The organism is Ignatzschineria ureiclastica (genome assembly GCF_003121845.1).
In the GTDB taxonomy this organism is placed as follows: domain Bacteria; phylum Pseudomonadota; class Gammaproteobacteria; order Cardiobacteriales; family Wohlfahrtiimonadaceae; genus Ignatzschineria; species Ignatzschineria ureiclastica.
This window is the reverse complement of sequence record NZ_QEWQ01000002.1, coordinates 178,045-202,250: the sequence shown is the minus strand read 5'-3', so window position 1 is coordinate 202,250 and position 24,206 is coordinate 178,045. Positions and strand designations below refer to the sequence as shown.

At 41.2% G+C, this 24,206-nt stretch carries 21 protein-coding genes; 6 read left to right on the top strand and 15 right to left on the bottom strand.

Annotated features, from left to right (window positions below; translation table 11 throughout):
• Positions 1 to 112 precede the first annotated feature (112 nt).
• From DC083_RS03655 to DC083_RS03635, 5 genes are all read right to left on the bottom strand, one after another.
• Entirely contained in the window at positions 113 to 2,356 is a 2,244-nt protein-coding gene (locus tag DC083_RS03655) for a ribonucleoside-diphosphate reductase subunit alpha (protein WP_109188901.1), read from the bottom strand.
• A gap of 103 nt (positions 2,357 to 2,459) precedes the next feature.
• Positions 2,460 to 2,531 carry a hypothetical protein gene (locus DC083_RS10360; RefSeq protein ID WP_373296768.1) on the bottom strand — a complete coding sequence of 24 codons (72 nt, stop codon included), beginning with the start codon at positions 2,529 to 2,531 and terminating at the stop codon, positions 2,460 to 2,462.
• A gap of 233 nt (positions 2,532 to 2,764) precedes the next feature.
• Positions 2,765 to 3,307, bottom strand: coding sequence for a YfcE family phosphodiesterase (locus tag DC083_RS03645; RefSeq protein ID WP_109188900.1), 543 nt, complete (start codon positions 3,305 to 3,307; stop codon positions 2,765 to 2,767).
• A 318-nt stretch (positions 3,308 to 3,625) separates the two neighbouring features.
• Complete coding sequence (locus DC083_RS10140) at positions 3,626 to 9,907, bottom strand: autotransporter outer membrane beta-barrel domain-containing protein (RefSeq protein WP_123059721.1); 6,282 nt, start codon at positions 9,905 to 9,907, stop codon at positions 3,626 to 3,628.
• Between the two features lie 437 nt (positions 9,908 to 10,344).
• Complete coding sequence (locus DC083_RS03635; RefSeq protein ID WP_109188899.1) at positions 10,345 to 10,848, bottom strand: elongation factor P hydroxylase; 504 nt, start codon at positions 10,846 to 10,848, stop codon at positions 10,345 to 10,347.
• Positions 10,849 to 11,188: 340 nt separating this feature from the next.
• On the opposite strand from DC083_RS03635, the gene DC083_RS03630 reads away from it, so the two are divergent.
• The 5 genes from DC083_RS03630 to DC083_RS03610 all read left to right on the top strand — a co-directional run bounded on the left by DC083_RS03630 (position 11,189) and on the right by DC083_RS03610 (position 14,911).
• Positions 11,189 to 12,091 carry a DMT family transporter gene (locus DC083_RS03630; protein ID WP_109188898.1) on the top strand — a complete coding sequence of 301 codons (903 nt, stop codon included), beginning with the start codon at positions 11,189 to 11,191 and terminating at the stop codon, positions 12,089 to 12,091.
• Between the two features lie 249 nt (positions 12,092 to 12,340).
• Complete coding sequence (gene rhtA / locus DC083_RS03625; RefSeq protein WP_109188897.1) at positions 12,341 to 13,219, top strand: threonine/homoserine exporter RhtA; 879 nt, start codon at positions 12,341 to 12,343, stop codon at positions 13,217 to 13,219.
• 37 nt (positions 13,220 to 13,256) lie between these two features.
• A complete protein-coding gene (locus DC083_RS03620) occupies positions 13,257 to 13,460 on the top strand; it encodes a hypothetical protein (protein WP_109188896.1) in 204 nt (67 codons plus the stop codon).
• Positions 13,461 to 14,175: 715 nt separating this feature from the next.
• A complete protein-coding gene (locus DC083_RS03615; protein ID WP_189364625.1) occupies positions 14,176 to 14,568 on the top strand; it encodes a DMT family transporter in 393 nt (130 codons plus the stop codon).
• A gap of 1 nt (position 14,569) precedes the next feature.
• On the top strand, positions 14,570 to 14,911 hold the full coding sequence (locus DC083_RS03610; protein ID WP_034855330.1) for a DMT family transporter: 342 nt from the start codon (positions 14,570 to 14,572) through the stop codon (positions 14,909 to 14,911).
• 254 nt (positions 14,912 to 15,165) lie between these two features.
• On the opposite strand, the gene DC083_RS03605 is transcribed toward DC083_RS03610, so the two are convergent.
• From DC083_RS03605 to DC083_RS10175, 6 genes are all read right to left on the bottom strand, one after another.
• Positions 15,166 to 15,792, bottom strand: coding sequence for a LysE/ArgO family amino acid transporter (locus DC083_RS03605; RefSeq protein ID WP_109188894.1), 627 nt, complete (start codon positions 15,790 to 15,792; stop codon positions 15,166 to 15,168).
• 219 nt (positions 15,793 to 16,011) lie between these two features.
• Positions 16,012 to 17,382, bottom strand: a complete 1,371-nt coding sequence (purB, locus tag DC083_RS03600; RefSeq protein WP_109188893.1) for an adenylosuccinate lyase — start codon at positions 17,380 to 17,382, stop codon at positions 16,012 to 16,014.
• A gap of 13 nt (positions 17,383 to 17,395) precedes the next feature.
• A complete protein-coding gene (locus DC083_RS03595) occupies positions 17,396 to 17,812 on the bottom strand; it encodes a DUF423 domain-containing protein (protein ID WP_034855328.1) in 417 nt (138 codons plus the stop codon).
• A 310-nt stretch (positions 17,813 to 18,122) separates the two neighbouring features.
• Positions 18,123 to 18,494, bottom strand: coding sequence for an ArsC/Spx/MgsR family protein (locus DC083_RS03590; protein WP_109188892.1), 372 nt, complete (start codon positions 18,492 to 18,494; stop codon positions 18,123 to 18,125).
• 194 nt (positions 18,495 to 18,688) lie between these two features.
• Positions 18,689 to 19,456 (bottom strand): thiamine diphosphokinase, encoded by a 768-nt coding sequence (locus DC083_RS03585; protein WP_109188891.1) that lies wholly within the window; start codon positions 19,454 to 19,456, stop codon positions 18,689 to 18,691.
• Between the two features lie 17 nt (positions 19,457 to 19,473).
• Positions 19,474 to 21,060, bottom strand: a complete 1,587-nt coding sequence (locus DC083_RS10175; protein ID WP_157954883.1) for a GNAT family N-acetyltransferase — start codon at positions 21,058 to 21,060, stop codon at positions 19,474 to 19,476.
• A gap of 173 nt (positions 21,061 to 21,233) precedes the next feature.
• Here DC083_RS10175 and ppa point away from each other — a divergent pair, with 173 nt between their 5' ends.
• Positions 21,234 to 21,779, top strand: a complete 546-nt coding sequence (ppa, locus tag DC083_RS03575) for an inorganic diphosphatase (protein ID WP_026878447.1) — start codon at positions 21,234 to 21,236, stop codon at positions 21,777 to 21,779.
• A gap of 395 nt (positions 21,780 to 22,174) precedes the next feature.
• Here ppa and DC083_RS03570 read toward each other — a convergent pair whose 3' ends face one another.
• The 4 genes from DC083_RS03570 to msrB form a co-directional block, all read right to left on the bottom strand.
• Positions 22,175 to 22,585: a DUF6691 family protein gene (locus DC083_RS03570; protein ID WP_109188890.1), complete on the bottom strand. Its 411-nt coding sequence runs from the start codon at positions 22,583 to 22,585 to the stop codon at positions 22,175 to 22,177.
• 1 nt (position 22,586) lies between these two features.
• On the bottom strand, positions 22,587 to 23,006 hold the full coding sequence (locus tag DC083_RS03565; protein ID WP_109188889.1) for a YeeE/YedE family protein: 420 nt from the start codon (positions 23,004 to 23,006) through the stop codon (positions 22,587 to 22,589).
• Between the two features lie 9 nt (positions 23,007 to 23,015).
• Entirely contained in the window at positions 23,016 to 23,300 is a 285-nt protein-coding gene (locus DC083_RS03560; RefSeq protein WP_109188971.1) for an ArsR/SmtB family transcription factor, read from the bottom strand.
• Positions 23,301 to 23,585: 285 nt separating this feature from the next.
• On the bottom strand, positions 23,586 to 24,032 hold the full coding sequence (gene msrB / locus DC083_RS03555) for a peptide-methionine (R)-S-oxide reductase MsrB (RefSeq protein ID WP_109188888.1): 447 nt from the start codon (positions 24,030 to 24,032) through the stop codon (positions 23,586 to 23,588).
• Between the last annotated feature and the right edge of the window lie 174 nt (positions 24,033 to 24,206).

Here is a 24,206-nt window from a genome sequence, read left to right as displayed (position 1 = left end):
GTTCTGTAACTATTAAGGCTGATTTTCAGCAGTATAGGTCGATAGCGCTAACCTTTTCTAACCCTGCAATCACTGAATTAGAGCAAGAGTTACTTTAGGTTAACGCTTCTGACTATAGGGTGCAAGCACCGCCGGCGCAGCTCTGATCTTCTACTTTCTCATAGCCTTCATGCACAATTCCGGAAGCACTATTGAGGTAATATCTTGTTTTACATCCTAATTTCATCATATAGATAAAGTCAGAGAGTAATTGTCTGCTTGAAATTGTCTGCTGGCTTTGCATATTCAAGTAAAGATCGGCACTAATCGCCTGCCCGGTGAACTTCTGAATAATAGCATACATCTCGATAAGATCTTTAGAATCTAAGTTCCAAGCAATATCATAGTACGGCGCTAAAGTATCCATATCAGGCGCAAGTAGTAAGTTTTTACCGGTTCCTGATGTCTTCATCACTTTCAAGTTCCGAATAGGATAGAGACCATTCGTTGTATTAGTAAGCTGTGAGCTCGATTCTACCGGCATCATCGCTTCTAATACAGAATGACGAATACCGCCTTGAGCAATAATCGCTTGACGCAATGCTTCCCAATCATAGAGTAATTCTTGGTTATGGACTGTATCGACATTTTTATTGTAAGTATCAATCGGTAACCATCCTTCAGGATACTTAGTACGATCCATCCATTTCGCATTGCCCTTCTCTTGTGCTAAACGCAAACTCGCTTTATGCAAGAAATAAGAGTGACGTTCTGCGATCTGATGGATATAATTTTTACCTTCCCTTGAAGCATAGCTTAATTTCTTCAAAGCCATCTCATGCGCAAGGTTTGTGATCCCGACACCAATTGAGCGGCGCGCTTGTGCTGTAGTCGCTAATGATGCAAATGGATATTCCATAATCTCAATCACATTATCGATCATCAATGCACAGTAATAAGCAACATCCTCATACTCTTCTTCTGATACGCGCCCTACCACAATCGAGGCTAATGAACAGAGGCCAATTTCACCAACTGGATCATCAGAATAGAGATCCATCATGCCGGTATAAGGTTTCGTCGGCAACGCAATCTCTAAACAGAGGTTTGATGAATAGATCGTGTCTTTAAAGGGTGTATGACGATTCATCTCATCAATGTAGGTGAGATAAATACGACCTGTTTCAGCGGCTTCAGTAAGCGATTTAATCGCAATATCACGCGCTTTTACAAGTGTTTTCTTCACAGAATCATCTGCTAATACGCGCTCATATTCTGCTTTAAAGGCTTCATAATCTTCACTATAAAATAGTTCATATAACTTTGGTGCATAAAGTAAGCTCACTAGCATCCAATCTTCGTTTCGCGCTACTTTTTCGACAAAATAACGATTCACGATCATGGCATAATCGATATCCCGAATTCGTTTTTGTGTAATTGTCGTTGGATTTTTCAATACTAATAGATCAAAGATTTCTGGATCTAATACATTAAAATAGACCGTTGCAGAACCACCGCGAGATGCCTGCATATTCGCGTGTACCGCTGACTGAATCATACGGTAGTAAGGTAATTTACCTTGATGCACAACACGTCCTTCTTTAACCGGATCCCCTTTTGAGCGTGTTAAAAGATGTGAGCCAATACCCGCTGAAGCACATGTCATCATATACGCAATATGATCGCCCACTGAAAGACTTTTCACATTATCATCGGTTGTATAAACACAACAAGAAGCATAGCCTTTATGCGGTGTACGCATATTAATTAGCATTGGTGTCGGCGTATTGATCTTCAGTTCGTTAAGATAGCGATAAAGCTTGGCAATATCTTCCATCCGGCGTTCACGAGGTTGGTTTTGCATATTTTGCATCGCCATACCCATAAACATAAATTGTGGAGATTCAAGACAAAGGCCTGTTACACGATTACTAATAAGATAGCGATCTTTCATCTGACGCAATGTCGTGTAATTGTAGTTAATATCAATATTATGATCGATAATGGCTTCAAGCTTTTCAAGCTCTTCACGATTATAATCCATCGCTTCCCAATGTTTTAGAGCGACCATGCGATCATAAAATTCAGGTAAACTTGGAATTTGTCTAAAGCCACCAAAAGCTTCTTTATAGATCGTCCCGATTAAAAGACGACCTGCCATTTTAAGGTGTTGATGATCTTCTCTCTCAACGCAAGCATCAATCATTGCTTTATGCAATTCTAACGTAGTACAGCCATCGTAACATTTCCGATAAGCCTCAAGCGCAATTGCACTCCAATCCACTTCATAATGAGCTGCAAACTCTGCCCACTTATTCAATTTCTCGGCTTCGAATTTTTCTCGATCACCATTGCTCTTTACTACGTAATTAATCATTTCAGCACCCGCACCTATTATTTATTAACAACAAGAAAATATTTCCATAAACAGTTTATTGAGATTTTCTAATCACTAAAAAACAAAAAATTCCCGCCTCTCATCATCGACGACAAAAAGTGGAAATTGAGCATTTATTTAACAATTCTATTAGAAAGTGATGAGAGAATCTCAACCTTATTTAAGTGTGTCTACTATATCACTCTTCCCCCACCAAAGTAAGCGTAAGGAATATTCGATTCAGAACTTGAAAAGCGGAAAAGATAGTAACTATAACCGCTTTCGGCAACTTTAAATTTTCTAAAATAAATAACTTGAAATTTATGTTTTTTACTAGGTAGCAACGAAAGGTCAAGATTGTAAGGAATCAAGTTATCTAATCAAATTATCTACCAAAGCAATTGATTATCAAGAGAGGAGCGCAACCTCACATTTTTGAATATTAAATTGCGTATTGATAAAAGAGAGCAGCATATAACTTGGCTGACTACCACCACGCGGATAACGGATACTGCCGGGGCTTAACAGCGTTACATCATCATGCTCAATCTGATTTGGTATATGAAGATGTCCATGCAGTGCAATCGAAGCGCCTTCAGATCTAGCTCGAGCAATGACCGCTTCGGCGACATCCCGATAATCCGCAATATGTCCATGAGTAAGATAGATTCGTCTACCGGCAATTTCGATCACTTGTTCTAACGGAAATGAAACTCGCCCACCGCGTTGAATACGATCATTATTACCGGTCACTGCATAGATTGGTAAATTAGGATAGATATAACTTAATTCAACAATCTCTTCAGCACCATCCCCAAGAAAAATAAGCCCCTCAATCTCATCGTAATGCTTTTCAACAATCTTTAATACCGTATTCCCATCCCCATGAGAATCGGATAAAACGAGTATTTTCATTGTCTCCTGATTACTTTTTTCTATCGTCTTTTCCATAGGTATCCTCCGCTTATAATAACTATTCCTTATAAACCATAGTAAATTTGGTTTAGGAAAAATGATTTTAAACAACACTTGCAAGATGCCGAATAGAATGTCTTCCTTATTTATTACAGCCGATGCGCCGGCATTTAAATAAGCTTATTTTAACCCGACATAACTATATCTCTGACACCCTTACAACATAGGATATCAAACCGCCCATTTATTATAAAAGCCGTTACAGGAATTCCCATAACGGCTTTGAATGAATTTTAAAGTCTAGAGTTATCCAATTAACCGAACGTAAAATGAATAGTACTTAAACTCATAGAACTAAAACTCATAATTCGCTTTCATATTCAATGCAGCCCCTTTTCGTTTACCTGCATATCCCATAACATCTACATCATAAGACCAACGTGAACGATCTGAGGGTTTTAAGGTTGCACCAAAATTCACAATACCTGTACTCCCTTTTAACGACAAACCATCCACATTAAATTGATGATAGGTCGTTAAACCATCTCTATCTGAGAATTCATATTCATAAGCTACACCTGCTCGCATATTGAAGCGTTCATTGGCTTTATGCTTCCACTCAAATCCTACTCGTACTCGTTTAGAACTCATATCATCAAAATCAATAGGATCACCAACTACTCGAAGGTTTTTTCCTTGAAGTTTCGTCCACAAAAATTGAGCATTGAAATCAATGATATTCGCCGAATCAATTTCAGTAAGATATCCTAGACCAATATGCGCACCATAATAGGTACCTTTAATATCATAATTTGCTCTCTCACCTGTTGCAGCATGTGTCAAATCTTTAGATTCAAATTCATTATGCGCTCGACCAATACGGAAACTTCCCTCCGCATAAAGACGATTTTCCGCATCATATCGCCATAATAAACCTGCTCCATAGTAACGATTATCTCCACTACTACGAAGATGACCACGATAATTACTTGTACCCTTATAATCAGACCAGCCCATTTCAAGTACCGGTACTAAGGTCCATTGATTTAAACGGAAAGCAGCACCCGCGGTTAAAAGATACTCATTCGCCCGAATGATTGAATCGCTTGAGTATTTTGAATGCCCAGCATAAAGATCCGCAAAAGGAACATAGCCCTCTACAAAATCCTGTTGCCCAATAATATTCCAAACGTTATTAGCTAAATTATCCGCACCTCGAAGCAGCAGTTGTAACATTGCCATACGCCCTTCATGCAATGATTTTAGCGCAGGATTCACTTTTACATGATCGGGTTTATTACCCGATCCACTGCCATTTGAACCATTATCTGATCCGCTACCGTTTGAACCATCATCTGATCCGCTACCGTTTGAACCATCATCTGATCCACTACCGTTTGAACCATCATCTGATCCGCTGCCATTTGAACCATTATCTGATCCGCTACCGTTTGAACCATTATCTGATCCGCTACCGTTTGAACCATTATCTGATCCACTACCATTTGAGCCATTATCTGATCCGCTACCGTTTGAACCATTATCTGATCCACTACCATTTGAGCCATTATCTGATCCACTGCCATTTGAACCATTATCCGATCCACTACCGTTTGAACCATTATCTGATCCGCTGCCATTTGAACCATTATCTGATCCGCTGCCATTTGAACCATTATCTGATCCGCTGCCATTTGAACCGTTACCGCCGGTGGAGCCATTACCGCCCGTTGAGCCGTTGCCACCAGTGGAACCATTGCCTCCAGATGAGCCATTACCTCCGGTGGAACCATTTCCTTCAGATGATCCATTGCCACCTGTTGAGCCGTTGCCGCCGGTGGAACCATTACCTCCGGTGGAACCATTACCACCTGTTGAACCGTTGCCTCCAGATGAGCCGTTACCGCCCGTTGAGCCATTGCCTCCGGTGGAGCCATTGCCTCCGGTGGAGCCATTGCCTCCAGATGAGCCGTTACCGCCCGTTGAGCCATTACCACCCGTTGAGCCATTACCGCCCGTTGAGCCATTACCGCCGGTGGAACCATTTCCGCCCATTGAGCCATTACCACCGGTTGAGCCATTGCCTCCAGATGAGCCATTGCCGCCCGTTGAACCATTACCTACAGTGGAACCATTTCCGCCATTTGAGCCGTTGCCACTGGTTGAGCCATTGCCGCCGGTTGAGCCGTTGCCGCCCGTTGAGCCATTACCTCCGGTGGAACCATTACCGCCAGTGGAGCCATTTCCGCCCGTTGAACCGTTGCCTCCGGTGGAGCCGTTACCGCCCGTTGAGCCATTACCGCCCGTTGAGCCGTTACCGCCCGTTGAGCCGTTACCGCCGGTGGAACCATTACCGCCCGTTGAGCCATTACCTCCGGTGGAACCATTGCCTTCAGATGATCCATTACCACCTGTTGAGCCGTTACCGCCCGTTGAGCCATTGCCGCCAGTGGAGCCATTACCGCCCGTTGAGCCATTGCCTMCAGTGGAACCATTTCCGCCATTTGAGCCATTGCCACCAGATGAGCCGTTACCGCCCGTTGAGCCATTGCCACCTGTTGAACCATTACCGCCAGTAGAGCCGTTACCACCTGTTGAGCCGTTTCCGCCAGTAGAGCCGTTACCACCTGTTGAGCCGTTTCCGCCCGTTGAACCATTACCGCCCGTTGAACCGTTGCCTCCAGATGAGCCGTTACCGCCCGTTGAACCATTTCCTTCAGATGAGCCGTTACCGCCCGTTGAGCCATTGCCGCCAGTGGAGCCATTACCGCCAGTAGAGCCGTTACCGCCTGTTGAGCCATTGCCTCCAGATGAGCCGTTACCGCCCGTTGAGCCATTGCCACCTGTTGAACCATTACCGCCAGTAGAGCCGTTACCACCTGTTGAGCCGTTTCCGCCAGTAGAGCCGTTACCACCTGTTGAGCCGTTTCCGCCCGTTGAACCATTACCGCCCGTTGAACCGTTGCCTCCAGATGAGCCGTTACCGCCCGTTGAACCATTTCCTTCAGATGAGCCGTTACCACCCGTTGAGCCATTGCCTACAGTGGAACCATTTCCGCCATTTGAGCCATTTGAGCCATTGCCACCGGTTGAGCCATTGCCCCCAGTGGAACCATTGCCACCTGTTGAACCGTTGCCTCCAGATGAGCCATTGCCGCCAGTGGAGCCGTTGCCTCCAGATGAGCCGTTACCGCCCGTTGAACCATTTCCTTCAGATGAGCCGTTACCGCCCGTTGAGCCATTGCCGCCAGTGGAGCCATTACCGCCCGTTGAACCGTTGCCTCCGGTGGAACCATTACCGCCGGTGGAACCATTGCCTCCAGATGAGCCGTTACCGCCCGTTGAGCCATTGCCACCGGTTGAGCCATTACCGCCCGTTGAGCCATTGCCCCCAGTGGAACCATTGCCACCTGTTGAACCATTACCGCCAGTGGAACCATTACCGCCAGTGGAGCCATTGCCGCCCGTTGAACCGTTGCCTCCAGATGAGCCGTTACCGCCCGTTGAACCATTTCCTTCAGATGAGCCGTTACCACCCGTTGAGCCATTGCCACCGGTTGAGCCATTTCCTTCAGATGAGCCGTTACCGCCCGTTGAACCATTGCCGCCAGTGGAGCCATTACCGCCCATTGAACCGTTGCCTCCGGTGGAGCCGTTACCGCCAGTTGAGCCATTACCGCCGGTGGAACCATTGCCTCCAGATGAGCCATTACCGCCGTTTGAACCATTATCTGATCCGCTACCGTTTGAACCATTATCTGATCCGCTACCGTTTGAGCCATTATCTGATCCGCTACCGTTTGAGCCATTATCTGATCCGCTACCGTTTGAACCGTTATCCGATCCGCTACCGTTTGAACCATTGTCAGAATCGCTGCCGGTTGAGCCATTATCTGAATCGCTATCGGTTGAGCCATTATCTGAATCACTACCAGTTGAGCCATTATCTGATCCGCTACCGGTTGAACCACTTTCTGAATCACTACCGGTTGAACCATTTTCTGAATCGCTGCCCGTTGAGCCATTATCTGAATCGCTACCGGTTGAGCCACTTTCTGAATCACTACCAGTTGAGCCACTTTCTGAATCGCTGCCGGTTGAGCCATTGTCAGAATCGCTGCCGGTTGATTCACTACCATCGGGGTTACTTTTTATGGTTGTAATAACCCGATCGTTCTCTTTATCAACAATTGTTTCAACATCATAAATTAGTGAAATACCTTGTTGTGCTGTGACCTTATCCATACCCGCTGTTGCTTCACCCTCTAGTTTCCCTTTATCCGCTTGAATAAGAACAAACTGGTCCCCTTCGGATAAGACTTTATCACTCGAATGAATGCCTACAACATGAATCACTGAGGATTTTGATTCGCCTGAGTTGAGATTACTACTATTACTTCCGAAATAGATATTCTCAGTTCTAATAATTGCTTTATTATCATCATTGGCAAACTCAGGATTTAAAGTGAAATTATAGTTCTCAAAATTTCCAACGTCTTTAAAGGTTAATGTCTTTTTTGATGTGACATTTAACGTATTTCCTGTAAATAGATCATATGAACTAGGGCTATAATCACCCTTGACGACTAGAAATCCACCATATAGTTGATTGCCAGCTGTAATTTTCGCACTATCCCCTAAATTGACAGTGTTATCAGTAGCTTTTGCCACAGTATTGACATTATGAATATCATATCGCCCCTCAGAACCATCAGCTCGCCCAGCCTCTCCTTTCTCTAGCGAAAAAAAGATATGACCGCCAAAGATAGCTCCCTGATCTTGTAATGCTCCATCGAAGGTAATGGTATTATTATTTGCGGATAATTGTGTATCATTAACATTGATCGTCGCACTAGAATCAATCTGATTTTCTGTTAGATCATCTCTACCCACAAAATTAAATGAACCACTCGTGGCCTTTCCACCTTTTACAGAAAAAGCAACATCCCCACCTTTTACCTCTTTTACTGAAGCAGTAGCATCGATAACAACAGTATTGGAATCAGCCTTAATTTTACCATTCGCTGCATTAATTTCAGAATAAGCATAAGCTTTGAGACACTCTTTAGAGTCATTTTCTACGGGACATTCTTGCATTGCCACTTCTGTGATAATTGTCCCCGCCTTAGCTGTTCCTGATTGTAATGAGACAGTCGCCTGTCCACCCATGACATTATCAGCTGATCCACTCAATTCGACTGAATTATTCTCTACCGCAATATTTAAATTGGTAACATTAATATTGGCATTTGCGTTCGCATCAACTCGGTGGCTCTGTTTTCCTGCATTGCCTACATCTCCGGCAATCGCATTCCCTGAAATCGCAGAAAACTGTACACTGCCTCCATAGAGATTTTTAGCATCTCTCGCCACTTGAAGTGTGTTACCTTCCGATGACACTTTTGCATCAGGCATCACAATATAGCTATTGGTATATGTTGTGGCTTTAGAATATGGGCTATCAGGATTAGTCAAAGTGACATCTCCTGATCGAATATCGCCTGAATGGGCAGAAATAACAACGCGCCCGCCATAACCTTCCGATAAAGAGGAATCTGAATGATGAATTGTGACGTTATTACCTGTTGATGATGCCGTTAATCGTTCGGCAATAATGTTCGAATAAGACTGAGCAATACCATTTGTTACTTCTGCATCCGAACCGTTAATAATATTACCAGAACCCTCTTTTCCTGCTTGTCCTGAATTTAACTGTATCGAGATATCACCACCTGAGACAATTGAATTAGGTGACAATAGGCTATTAATGGTCACTGTATTATTTGAAGCAATAGCTTTGAATCCTGCCCCTACAGTAATAAAAGTACTATTGGTAGTATAACCTGCACCCGCGTTAGAACTATCCACAGTACCACTCACTGCATCACCTGTTTCTAGGTTTAATGTGACTTGACCACCATAAATATCACCTAGAATAGTAGTTGTATCAAGTACATTTATCTCATTATTATTTGCAGATAATGTACTATCATTACCAATAATAATGATGCCTTCAGCCCGAGAATGACCTATTGATGCACCCGCTTGAGTTGCGCCTGTTTTAACATATAGTAAGGCTTGACCACCATAGGCATTCTGAACTTCTGCCTGTTCTAACTCAACATTGTTATCATTAGATTGAAGATCATAGAGTCCTAACTCTTGATTTGTCACTGCTGAATTATCAAACTCACCTGCAAAATTCGTACTCTTATCGATATCAGGAATTACGATACTATCAGATGCTAATGCACCCCATACATTACCCGAGATATTGCCATTTTTGATCACGACACTATTATTCGCTGTCGTAGCAATCTTACTTGATGCGGAATAACCCCCAATGACAAAACGTGGCACATCACCCGATTCATAATCTACAACAACACTACCATTGAGAAGCAATGGTGTATTCCCACCTGCTCTATAACCCTTAATTTCAGTTATAGAGAGAGGATCCAAATAGGTTGCAAATGGTAAGTCTGCCACTATTAAATCTGCACCATTCCCATTGTATTGCTCAATAGGATTTATTTGTGCATAAGATAGGGGAATAGAGATCGACAAAGTGGATAATGCCCATAAAATCTTATCTCTGTTGCGTTTTTTGGTCACTGAAGTATGAATCATATTCATTCGTATGCTCGACTATTAATGAATTTTTAACAAAACATCCATTTCGTATAAAAGAGTACGACTTAATATTCAGATGAGAATAAAGCTGCTTAGGCTTATTTCTATTCTCTTTCAGTCACTACTCTTATTCCGCGAGCTCAATATCATTCAACTACATTTTAACTACAAAACAATTAATACATTACATATAATAAAAGAATATTAACAAAAAATATCAAAACATCGCAGAACTCGAACATCATATCGAAAAATATGTAAGGAAATTTATAGAGATATAAAATCCTCTTTTACATTCAGTCTATTATCACAGATTATAATTTAACTTAAATTAAACACATAAAATATATATAAGCACAAATAAATGATTAACAAACTATTAATCAATATAAAAATAAAGCATATTTAAATATATAATTTAATAAATATTAAAAACCAATTCAAAATTGAGCTTTCGCTATTTTTAATGCCTCCAATGCCCTCTTTGCAGTCGGCGGTGGGTTAGTGGTCATCTCTCGATACGCTGCCTCAAGGTTACTTAAAAAACTCTCAGAAGCCGGACGACCAGAAAAATCATCTAAGCTTGGGGAAAACTTGAGACCTATGGCCTCACAAAAAGCTTTTTCTAGACCTTGCGGACGAGCTTCTACCTTTTCAAAAAGGATCTGTTCCTCTTCTGTACGGCCACAAGGGAAATACCAATAACCAAAATCATCAAGCATTCTACGGCGATTCCCGGCTAAACAATAATGCGAAAGCTCGTGCAACAAGCTTCGAGGATAATTACTTCTAAAGTAGAGAATCGCTTTTTGCCCCTCTTTGGCAGCCTCATAAAAGGGCTCATCTGCACCGCCTTGAATCATTAAATCCGGAAAAGCATCCGCTAAAGCAGCAATCAATCGTGCGCATAACGTATCATCATCAAGCATTGAGATCGGGGTCATTGAAAAGCCTCTCTTCTAAAAATCTAAATAAGAACAAGAACAAAAATAAGGATGATTAACCGCTTTCAAAAGAAGTATTCATCTCCAAAATAGCATCATAATAACGTTCCTTGATATTAGGTAACTAAAGACTACATAGAGTAAGTTACGTCTAAAAAATAATGCAGAAACCGTCATCGCAAATTCTACGGGATAATTTTATGGTATTACTACTTCTATTTTAAAAGAAAAGCCGTTAAGTTAAAGGATTCTCTTTTACATTTGACGAGCAACTTTTAAGCTCATCACTATCATAAACTCATAATAATTCATAAGATCCCTACTGAGCTTAATATTCCCTATGACAACCTTCACCTCCACTCTTCCCCTCAATAATCGCCCGGCGGTGATTAAATTTTCTCTAGCGATGATTCTCTTTGGCTCTGTCGGCTTCTTTTCTCAAAGAAGTGGCGTGCCGGCATTAGAGCTTGTCTTTATCCGTTGCCTTTGTGCAACCTTTTTTCTTGGATTTTTCTGGTGGCAATCAGGGCAACTGCGCCGGGAAACTTGGTATCGCCCAGAAATGATTCGAGTGGCGATCTGCGCTTTTTTTCTAGTGCTCAATTGGCTCTATTTCTTTAAAGCGATTGAGGAATCTGGTGTTACCATTGCTATCTCGATCTATCATCTTGCCCCTGTCATTGTAATGATTCTCGGCGCTTTTATCTATCGTGAACGCTTAACCCTCATTGCCTTTATCGCCATTATTGGCTGTTTTGTAGGAACTTTAGCGATTGCTGAAATCAATCAGATTCACTCATTTGCCGAATTACTCTCAAAAGGACTCATTTATGGGCTCTTATCAGCGCTCTTTTATGCGCTCTTAACACTCACAGGAAAAGGATTTAAATACACTAGCTCCTATGCGATTACCACCATTCAAGTGGCCATCGGCACGTTGTTACTTCTTCCTTTTGCTAATCTTACCTACTTTGAAAATCTCACTTGGCAAAATTGGCTCTTTATTTTTATTACAGGCTTTGTCCATACCGGCATTGTCTTCTATCTCTTCTTTGATTCAATCCGCACATTATCAACACAACTCATTGCACTATTGGTATTTTTAGATCCCTTAGTCGCTATTATTATGGATATTTTTATTACCGGCTTTATGCCTTCACTGGAGCAGTGGATTGGGATTATTCTGATCTTTGGGGCAATGGCTTTAACGCTTATTCCTCGCAAATCGAAGAAGATCCATTAAATTGAAGCCAATTCAACAACAGATCGCACCTGAAACATAACAACATTATGTTATAATCAGCCACATTTATCATAGATTCAGTGACCTACCTTAGAGCGAATAAGATTAAAAGATTAAAACTTATCTAATAAGGAAGCCTTATGGGGAGCAACTGAATGATAATATTCAACAGATTTTTTATAGGCGGATCACTAGCACAATAGAGATGCAGTGATCGCTTAGCATTACGACATTTATGGATAAAATAATATGATGGTTCACTCTCAACGAGGTATGTTACTCCCTTTGATCTATCTCTTCGCAGCGATGATCTCTATTCAAGGGGGCGCAACAATTGCAAAACAGCTCTTCCCGATCGTCGGCGTTGAGGCTGTGACTGCTTATCGTTTAGGTTTTAGTGCTATTATTCTATTAATAATCTTTAAACCTTGGAAACGCAAACTTCAAGTAGGTTACCGGCGCTATTTAGTCTTTTATGGGATTGCCCTCGGTACGATGAATTTTCTCTTCTATCAAGCGATTAAAACGATTCCGCTCGGGATTGCTGTCGGGCTTGAGTTTACAGGCCCTTTAGCCGTTGCACTCTTTGGTTCGCGCCGGAAAATTGACTTTCTCTGGATTGGACTTGTGGTGCTAGGGCTTTTAGCACTCATTCCCCTCGATGGTAATAATGAGGATATTAATCTTAAAGGGGTTATTTATGCCCTAAGTGCCGGTGCTTGTTGGGCGCTCTATATTATCTTTGGGCAGAAAGCCGGCAATTATTATGGGACTGCAACGGTCGGTATAGGAGCGACAATTGCCGCACTGATCTATGTCCCTATCGGGATTGCGGCCGGCGGCATCGGAATATTCGCCCCAGAACATCTTCCCTTAGCCATTACCGTTGCCGTACTAACCTCGGCACTACCTTATGCCCTTGAGATGATGGCGCTCACACGAATGCCGGCGAAAACCTTTGGGACTTTAACGAGCTTAGAACCCGCACTCGCCGCGATCTTTGGCTTTATTATCTTAAGCGAGGTACTCTCTATCGTTCAGATTATCGGCATTATTGCGATTATTCTCGCTTCTCTTGGTGCCTCACTCTCTTCTAAACCCATTGAAACAGTGAAAACTTTAGATTAATCATCGTAATCATAGATAGTGCATAGGAATAAACTAAATGCCTGATTTTAACCAAAATCAACAAGATACAACATTGCAGACAAAATCACCTTCAATCCTCCGGCGATTACTCAAGGTCATCGGGGCGATTGTACTGATTTTTCTACTTCTTTTTATAATGAATTATGTGGTTAAAAGAGAGGTCTCGCAGTTAATCGAAACAGGGACAATCCCGGATAATATCGAGGAGATTACACAGTAATCGTACGCTCACAACGCTATTTTTAAATGATTACCAACGCGTTTTTAAACCGCTTTCTCAATGCAGTTTCAATTCATTTTTACTATGCTTTTTTAATCTATTTTGCGCTTTAAAAATTCACGCGCTCCCACAAATATTTTTTAAAACAGCTCTCTTTCTGATATTTCAACGATAAAAGAGTTGACAAAAAAAGCGCACTCAATAAAATATTATCTATTATTAACAACCTCATTTTATCTATGTCTCTTTGTAGTCAACAGAAGTATAACCATTCCTCTCTCTTTATCGCCCGATTTTGCCTTTTGTGCTACCGGCGCGGCGCTACAATCTTCGACTAGTTTTTATCAGTGATTAGATCACTGACCGCATCAACACTCTCTTAATCAGCCAACGAATTGTATTGATATTGAGATAAAACTCAATATCCCTTCAATGGTATCTACTGTTCAGTTCAACTGATTAAAAATGTGTGTTCTTCTTGGATAGGATTATTTTCTATCCCATTACTATCAAATTATAACGATCTGATAGTAATACATTCAACCTTGATGCTTTGTTTAAATACTTCGTTTAAATAGTTCGTTTGATAATGTTGCAATCATCGCTCTTGATCATCAGGAGTGTGTGTTACTCAAGATCTCATTGTATAGACGGTTTAAACAGATGCATTAATGGTCATTTCATTCAAGTTCAATTTTGAATAATAGGTTTTATTATGAACAAAGCGTGGATCTATGTTGCTCTAACGTCTATTTTTGAGCTGATTTGGCTCTATGGTTTCAATGTTGCAAGTAGTTGGTGGCATTGGATTATTATCGGGATCTTCATTCTTCTTGATCTCAACTTCTTAGCTAAAGCCTGTGAGGGTTTGCCGACCGGAACAGTTTATGCCATCTTCGCAGCGAGCGGAACAGTCGGCACCGTATTAATGGATTATTTCCTCTTTGATGAATCCATTACCGGGGAGATGCTCTTTTTTATGGGAATTATCCTGATCGGTGTTATTGGCCTTAATATCTTTGATGTCAATACCAAGTTAGAAGAAGAGGATGAAGATCATTTAACAAAACAAGAAGATCAGAAACAGCAGAACGAGAGGAGAATTTAATATGGGACTTTCAGTTGCTTTTATTGGTTGGTCATTTGTCGCACTAGCCGCTGTTGCCGAAATGTTCGGTGTATTTGGGTTAAGCGTCTATAGTCAAAGACGTAGCCTAATCAATGGGCTCTTCTATTATGGTGGGATTTTCGCCTCTTTCGCCCTACTCTACTACTCATTTCACTATCTGCCGATGAGCATCGCTTATACAGTATTTACCGGTATCGGTACTGCCGGCGCAGTAATTCTCAATATTGTACTCTTTAATGAATCGAAGAATATTAAACGCATCTTGAGTTTAGTGGCCATTATTATCGGCGTTGTTGGCTTGAAATATGTCTCTAGCCATTAAGATGATTCTATATAGTAAATTTGGTTTAAGAAAAATGGCTTTTAAACAACACTTGCAAGATGCCGGATAGAATGGCTTCCTCGCTTTTTACAGCTGATGCGCCGGCATTTAAATAAGCTTATTTTGAACCGATATTACTATACATCCCCAAAGATCCGTTTTAAACCAAAATCGATCACAATCAATCCCGTTGCAATGAGATAAAACTCATACAACGGGATTTTTATATCTCGTGATAGATTGATTCTACCCTATTACAAAGTCGAGGTATTCCAGATAAATAGTCCTAATTGATAGGCAATATAGAGCATCATCAAAGCAATCAAGAAATTCAAAATTCGCCACGTCAAAGGCTTACTCAAAATAGGAGCCAACCGGCGAGCGCCAAAACTCAAACTATAGAACCAGACAAATGAAGCGATTAACGCACCGATAAGAAAGATGAGTTTTTCTTCATATTGTAAAGTGGAAGCAAAACCGCCCAGAATTACAATGGTATCTAGATAGACGTGAGGATTGAGTAATGTAATTGCCAACGCGCCGGCAATAACTTTCATTCGAGAGGGTCGTCCCATATATGGGATGGCCTGTAATCCTTCAGGATTGAGGGCAGAACGAAATGCTTGGTAGGCAAAAAAGAGGATATAGAGCGCGCCGATCCCCGCCAAAATTTGCTGAATCCAGATATTTTCCGCTAAGAAAGCGCCAATGCCTAACACACCTAAAGACATTAGCACAAAGTCACATAGAAAGCAGACAGTCGCTACCCAGAAAGGATGATTCCCCTCTACTCCCTGTCTCAGTACATAAGCATTTTGCGCACCAATAGCAATAATTAACCCCGCCGATAGCAGAATCCCTTCTGCAAAAATCCCCCACATTCCTTTCTCCTCTAGCCCGTTCTTCGACGGTTATTATGATCTGTGATGAAATACACAAAGCATATTCAATCATTCATTTCTGTATCTGTGATTACAACGATCTCTGCTCTTCACTCATTCTGACGATGGATATAAGAAAATCTCCAAGAGTTGCCTCGTCACATCCACGTTGGCTCTTGGAGATTATGCTCTCATCAATCTATCAGTTAAAACTGAGAGTTAGATCGCTTTCGCTAATTGTTCTGCTAATCCGACATAGCTTGCCGGTTCTAAGGCTTTTAATGCATTTTTTTCAGCTTCAGCAAGCTCTAATGTATCGATAAAGGCACGCATTTCATCGAGATTAATCCGTTTACCGCGCGTGAACTCTTTGAGCTTCTCATAAGGATTTGCAATGCCATCTCGGCGCATTAAGGTTTGTACGGCTTCCCCTAATACTTCCACATTGGCATTTAAATCCGCTAATAGATTCTCAGCATTCACCTCTAATTTACCGTGACCTTTTAAGAGGCTACTAAATCCAATAAGTGTATATCCGAAAGCAGAACCGATACTGCGAAGTACTGTAGAATCGCTCAAGTCCCGTTGCATTCTTGAGATCGGTAATTTCTCTGCAAAATGGCTAAAGAGCGCATTTGCAATTCCAAAGTTACCTTCAGCATTCTCAAAATCGATAGGGTTGACTTTATGGGGCATTGTAGAAGAGCCTACTTCGCCGGCAATCGTTCTCTGTCTAAAGAAGTTATGACTAATATAGTTCCATACATCCCGCGACCAATCGATTAAAATCGTATTAATGCGACTCATAGTATGAGCAAATTCTGCAATATAATCGTGGCATTCAATCTGTGTTGAGTATGGTGTAAAGGTTAATCCTAAATCATTTTCAATAAAATCTTCTGCAAATGCCGGCCAATTAAATTCGGGATAAACCACTAAATGCGCATTGTAGTTCCCCACTGCGCCATTGATTTTACCTAAATACTCTTGGTTTTTGAGCTGTCTTACTTGACGCTCTAAACGATAAATCACATTGGCAATCTCTTTACCGAGCGTTGTGGGCGTTGCCGGTTGGCCGTGCGTTCTAGAGAGCATTGGAATTGAAGCGAACTCGTGTGCCATTTCGCGCATTGAGCCAATTACATCTCCTAACTGCGGAATAACCACATCATTAATGGTGCCCTTGAACATTAAGCCATAAGAGAGATTATTGATATCTTCAGAGGTACAAGTAAAGTGCGTAAATTCAGAAGAAGCCGCTAAAGCTTCGTGATTTTTTACCTGATTTTTGATCCAATATTCCACCGCCTTCACATCGTGATTGGTCGATTTCTCGATCTCTTTCACTGCCATCGCATCTTCAGGCGAGAAATTTTCATAGAGCGAAATGAGGAATTGTTTCGCTTTCTCATCAAAAGAGGGAATCTCTTTAAAATGAGGCTCTTCTGCTAACTTGATTAACCACTTGATTTCAACCATCACCCGATAGTGAATTAAGCCATACTCACTGACTTCACCACTTAAGGCCTTAACACGACTTGCATAACGACCATCTAATGGGGAAATGGATAAAACAGAATGAATACTCATAAAATGCTGTCCTTTACTCAGTACAAATAGGGGTTGTCACTGCCGACCACAACAGTAAGATCCAACCTACAATAAAAAATAACCCACCAATGGGCGTGATAATACCAACATTTGTTAATTTAAAGAATGCAATAGCGTAGAGACTACCTGAAAAGAGTAATATCCCCACTAAAAACGCATAGCCTGCATAGAAAAGTGTCCGGCGTGTTTGCCAAATCCAGAGTAAAATCCCAACGCCTATGAGCGCTACAGAATGAAACATCTGATACTGTACCCCTGTTTGCCAAACGGCTAATTCTCTTGCACTTAGGCTATTTGCTAATCCGTGTGCGCCAAATGCGCCTAAAACAACTGCAAGCCCCGCAAATAACGCGCCAACTGCAATTAAAAATCGTCCAATGGTGCGTCCTTTCTCCAACTGTAATGACATTGCTCTACTCCTTATTGATCAAAGCTGCCTAATACTCAATATAAAACTACACTCGAACTTCTTTATTAACTCATTTTAATGATTCAATTTTTCTGAAAGAAATCAGCGACAATTCTCAATTTCTTTCTTCATTTTCTATCAAAATCTATCTTACAATAAAAAAAAGACCGGAAGAAAACAACTTTCGAAAACAACTTTCAACACGGACTTTATTGTAAATCATTCTCAATTATTCCAACCACCTAATTTTCTGTATCCCTATTATCATTCCCTTGATGATTATGCTTTGTGATTACTTCTATCGATTCCCTTAAGCTGACGCAATTTTGGCATAGGTGAGTAATGTTTCGATAGGTGTCACATCAGGGCGCGCAATCACTGCTCGATCTTGATAGATGACAATTGGGCGCTCGATAATAATAGGGTTTGCAAGCAGATAAGCCATCTTCTCCGCTTCAGACCAAGTGAACCACTCAAGCGCTATTTTCTTAAAGGCTTCCTCTTTGGTGCGGATAATGCCATCAATTCCGACACCTAATTGCGCAAGGACTTGCTGAATCATCTCGGCAGTTAGGGGTGCTTCAAGATAATTAATAAGTTGATAATCAACGCCTGCATCCTCTAAAAAAGCTTTCGCAGCCCTTGCCTTAGAACAATCACCGTTATAATAGATCTGCCACATAGATTCTTCTTCCCTTTTTTATTTAAATTAATTTATTAATTTTTCAAACCATTCATAGCCTAGCAGTTTTGGCCTATTTTGAGTAGCTGATCTCCCACCTTAAACTGCTTATTTTTATTGCATCTATTCTATTAACGCTCCTCTCACCTATCCTCACCTATCCTCACCTATCCTCACCTATTATCACTCATACTCTATAGTGAATCATCTTGCTCCGGAATAGAGAGATAGAGCCAAGCATTACCAGCACTAATCTCAGCGGTTATAGCCGGTTCTATTGTTGATGTTATTGCACGATTTGAGTAGGTCAATCCTCTTCCGAGCGGTAGAACATAATCTGTTAAAGGCCACTGAACATTGGTCAGCGTCAATCCGGTTAGATCAGTCAAAGCGATCACACTCACAAGACTCGCCGCTTTCGCCGGAATGTGATAACACTTTTTCGGTTGTAGATAGTAAAACGATTGCCGACCATCACTATGGTAAAACTGTAGCGAGGAATATTGGAGTGGATAGAAAAGGAGCGCCATCTGATGATCAATTCGTCCACCGATACCACCAATTAGGAGCACTTCCGATACACCGCACGCTTTCACTAGTGACAACGCTAGCTCCGTATCAGTCTCATTCTTATCAGCGGGATACGGAATCTTCGCCGAGTATTTTGAAGAATCTACTTGTAAGTGAACACTCGAATCAAAATCGCCGAGCCAATAATCCACGCCATTTAACTGATCTGCTTTATCAATCCCTTTATCCACTGCGATCTGTAGAATGTCACCTTGATCTCTAAAAAATTGCGGAAAATCTCGTTGAATAGCCGCAAAATCCACAGCGCCCGGTAACAATAATATTGCCCGTGTATAATGCGTTGGAGATCGATTGGGCGCTATCGTCCCTGTTTCTAGTTTATCAAGCGCCATTTGATGAAATTGTTCTTCACTCAATTGTTCTTCACTCATATCAACCTATACTGATGCTACGCTTTAGGTAACGCTTCAATGACCCGACTTGGAGGAATATCACTGATCACATCCGAGCGTTTCTCATTGAAGATAATAGTCGTTAAATCAGGATTGAGCGGTGCCCACTCCGGTGTTTTCAGTCGCATCAAGGCAATTACCGGTACATGAACGGCATTCGCTAAATGCATCACCGCAGTCTCGACAGAGATAATAAGATCACTCTCAGCAAGCATCGCCGGCAATTCAAAGAAATTATCTCGAGCACTAAAAGGAACCACATTTTGCAGATTCGCTGCTTGAATCATGGTTTCAATATCCTCAAAAATCTCCGGCACACCATTAATAATAAAGAGCGCGTCTTTCCACTTTGGTAATTGTTGCATCATGACAATGAGTTCAGAAACCTGTGTTAACTGCCAAGAACGGCGAGGATTTTTAGCAATATGATTGATAAAAACAATCTTCTGCCCTGTTTGATGCCCCCAGGATTGTAATCTCTCTTTTGCATGATTTTGCCATTGTGCAGGAATCTCGACATAGGGATAACGTTCGTCATCAAAGAGAATAATGCCAGCCATTTGTGCAAACCAATATGCGTAATCTTCACTAATATGATGACGCACTCCTTGATAGGGCTTAACTACTTCAATCGTTGCATCTACCGCTTTTTCAGCCGACTTTTTCCCCCATTGATACCATTTGTAATCTAGTGCCATCGCCATTGAAAACCCTGTTTGCCCGGCAATATCTCGCGCAAGCGCTGCACCGCCTAATGAGGTTAAGGTTTCAATGGAGATCACAATCGGATATTCTTCTCGTTTTGCTTCTAAGATTGATTCTAGGCGAAGATCAGGGGAATAATTTTCTCGATAAATCTTGCGGAAAAGGGGCGAGGCTTCTAACCAATCGTAGAGTGAGTATTGTTTGAGCGCTGGCCATTTAGCACTATCTCTTGTACAGCGGACATCTTCGACAAAAAGATCAATCGCAATATGAGGGTAAGCTGCCTTAAATGCCCGAAAACCATTTTGTAAATAGGTAAAATCACCAATCGCTAAATGCGCAATGAAGAGTATTTTATCCGCTTGAGCGAGCGTCTCTGCCGGAATTTTGCCTAACAGTAAGCTACGCGTCATCGTAATATGGGGCTCACCATCTTCTAAAAATTCTTCCCCCTCTGCCACAAAGCCATATCGCTCATAAAAGCCCTTTGCATGTGTTTGAGAATGTAAAATAACTCGATGACTGAGTGCTAAAGCGGCGCATTTTTTGAGTGCTTCCCTAAGCATCAATGCTCCAAGGTTTTGCCCGCGAAACGCTTTGAGGATCGCAACTCTTCCGATCTGATAATCCCCCTCTTCATTGAGGAAAAAACGCAATGTGCCAACCGGAATAGATCTACCAGGCTCAATCGACACAGTTTCACTACAGTCCGTCGCTGTTGAGGGCTGATAGAGCACTAATTGCCAAGATTCTTTATCGAGCGCATCATGATCAATCTCTGCTGCAAAACCTTGCTCTTGTGTAAATACTGCATCACGAACTGAAAGCGCATCTTGAAAAGTGGGCGCTTCTTCCCCTTTTATCCACGTCAATTCCATCTCTATCCCCCTTGATAATAATCCTTTAATCCTACCAAAATTGTCTACTTTTTGCAGTTAAAATACGATTTACGTTGAAAATCTGTATAATTAGTCCATATGTGTGAATTTCGTGAATATCATTTCACAAGCGACATAAATAATTAACCATAACAAATCATTGAGGTATCAATATGAGTTTTGAGAAAGTTCCTGCGGCTAATGATTTAGCAAAAATCACCGAAGATTTTAACTGTGTAATCGAGATTCCCGCTGAATCTGATCCTGTTAAATATGAAGTTGACCACGATACAGATGTGATCTGGGTTGACCGTTTTGTCGGTACGAATATGCGTTACCCTGCAAACTATGGTTTTATTCCTCACACGCTTTGTGATGACGGTGATCCATTAGATGTCTTAGTTGTGACACCATTCCCATTAATCCATGGTTCTGTGGTTCGTTGCCGTCCTTTAGGTGTACTCAACATGACGGATGAATCAGGCGGTGATGCTAAATTAATCGCAGTGCCTGTGAATAAACTCTGCCCAATGTATGAAGATATTCAGGAACTCGATGATCTTCCTAAATTACTCGTACAACAAATCGAATTCTTCTTCCAAAACTACAAAGGTTTAGAGAAAGGCAAATGGGTTAAGCTTGCAGGTTACGGCGATAAAAAAGCAGCAGAGCAAGAGATCTTAAATTCACTTGAGTTGTTTAATAAAAAGAATAGCTAGTTATTGAATCGGCTATTGACTGAACGTCAATAACTGTCAGCATAGATTGAAAAAGGGGATACAGTTTATTTCTGTATCCCCTTCTCTTTGTAGAGTAAATTTTTTATAGTAATTTTTTCATAGTAAATTTGATATCAGAAAAATGGTTTTAAGCACTCGTATGGGATTTTAAAAGAAGATAAAACCTGACTCACCAACACTTGCAAGATGCCAGATAGAGCGTCTTCCTTGCCTCGATCAACTGATGCGCCGGCATTTGAATAAGCTTATTTTGAATCGATATTACTATATAACCCCATATTACGATAATCTATTCGAGCTATTGAATAAATAACCAATCAATATATGGATACACTGATTACTCTAAATAAGTGGGGAATAATGAATAGTATCAATTACTGATTCTTAAAAAAACTTACCAACTTCATCCCCACCAACATCGCTATCACAAAGATCACACCTTCCCATAATCCTCTTCCGAGAAGAACAAAGGCGGGACCTGGGCAGATTCCCACTAATCCCCAACCTACGCCAAAGATTAAACCGCCGACAATCAGATCACGATTAATTTTACTATTAATGGGGAAATTTAAGGGGTCACCGGTCAATGTTTTCTTCCGGCGACGAGCAATGATAACACCTATAGTCGATACGACTAAAGCGCCCACCATTACCCATAAAAGTGCAGGATTCCAATCACCGAAAGGATCTAAGAAACCTTGTACGACTGCAGGATTCGCCATCCCTGAATAGAGTAATCCTAAACCAAAGAGAAGCCCGGATACAAAAGCGATTAATAAACGCATCTTAACCTCCCATCAAATGTTTTAAGACAAACACAGAAACACCACCGGCAACCATAAAAATCACAGTAATTACTAACGATCCCGGTGCTAAACGCGCAATGCCACAAACACTATGACCACTCGTACAGCCTGATCCCATTGCAGAACCCACACCGACTAGAAGTCCTCCACCAATTAGAAGTGGTAACGATGTTGTGACCTCAACATCTGGTAAAGCACCAAAGATAAGATAATAGATTGAGGGCGATAGTAGTAAACCTATCATAAAGAGCACTCGCCAACCGGTTATCCCCTGCCGACTGAGTAGATTAGTCGCAATACCGCTGACTCCCATAATACGACCAAGACCGAGCAGAAAGAGTGCTGCGGCTAATCCAATAAAAAGCCCGCCAATTAGAGCGGGTAATGAAAACAGTGACATCAGTAAATATTACTCCTCAGGACAAAATAATCGATAAATGACCTCTAGTAATATGAGTACTTTAGGATCGACTACGGAATAGTAAATCCATTTACCATCTCGGCGAGTTGTGACAAGATTATCAGCACGTAAGACACCTAATTGTTGAGAGAGCGTCGGTTGTTGAATACCGGTCATCTTCTCTAACATCGACACTGTACGTTCTCCTTTGCTCAGATGACAAAGAAGCAGTAATCTATCTTCATTCCCAAAACGTTTTAAAAATTGTGTCGCTTCTGATGCCCCCTGTTGCATCAGTTCGATATTCAACCTTCCCATTGCGCTTCCTTAATAGCTACGCTCATATTATCTAAACATGACAACATGAGATTATTATATATAAAAATAATCTATTTAAAAGTAATTTGTTTAATTATGTACATGTCTAATTACTTTTTATTGATTACATTTCAATTTCCAAGACTTACTTCACACTTACAACTAAAAATTAATTCTTAATATTCAAAAACTTACACTAAAAACAAAATTCTAACTAGCAAATTCTCTTATGTACACCAAATAAATTTAAATAAATTTGAGCTATGTCGTTGATTTCTCAAATATCGCTAAATAAGCCTCATAGCCCTCTTCCGCTAATTTCTCTTTAGGAATAAAACGGAGCGCTGCTGAATTGATACAATAGCGCAATCCACCAAGTTCTTCTGGCCCATCGGGAAACAGATGCCCTAAATGGGAATCTGCAGTTTGACTGCGCACTTCAGTTCGATGATACCCATAAGAGAAATCTTCATGCTCGGTAATCTCTTCCTCTTTGAGCGGTTTAGCAAAAGCAGGCCAACCACAGCCGGCATCAAATTTATCTTTAGAAGAGAAAAGCGCTTCCCCCGAGACGATATCAACATAGATACCCTCTTCAAAATGTTGATCATATTCATTCTTAAAAGGGGGCTCTGTACCATTTTCTTGAGTCACATAATATTGCATCTCTGTTAAACGTTTTTTAAGGTCCTTTTTTTTATCTGTCATCTTACTCACTCCTTACATTATTTAAATTATGCTTATTTTAACCGCTATTATAGTCAAAAAAACGTATTGGAGAAACGCCATTATCACTCATTTATAGCCCGATCATTGGGACAAAATTCTGTCTAATCAATTATGAAAAGATGCTACACTAGCGACTTATCATTCATTCACTTT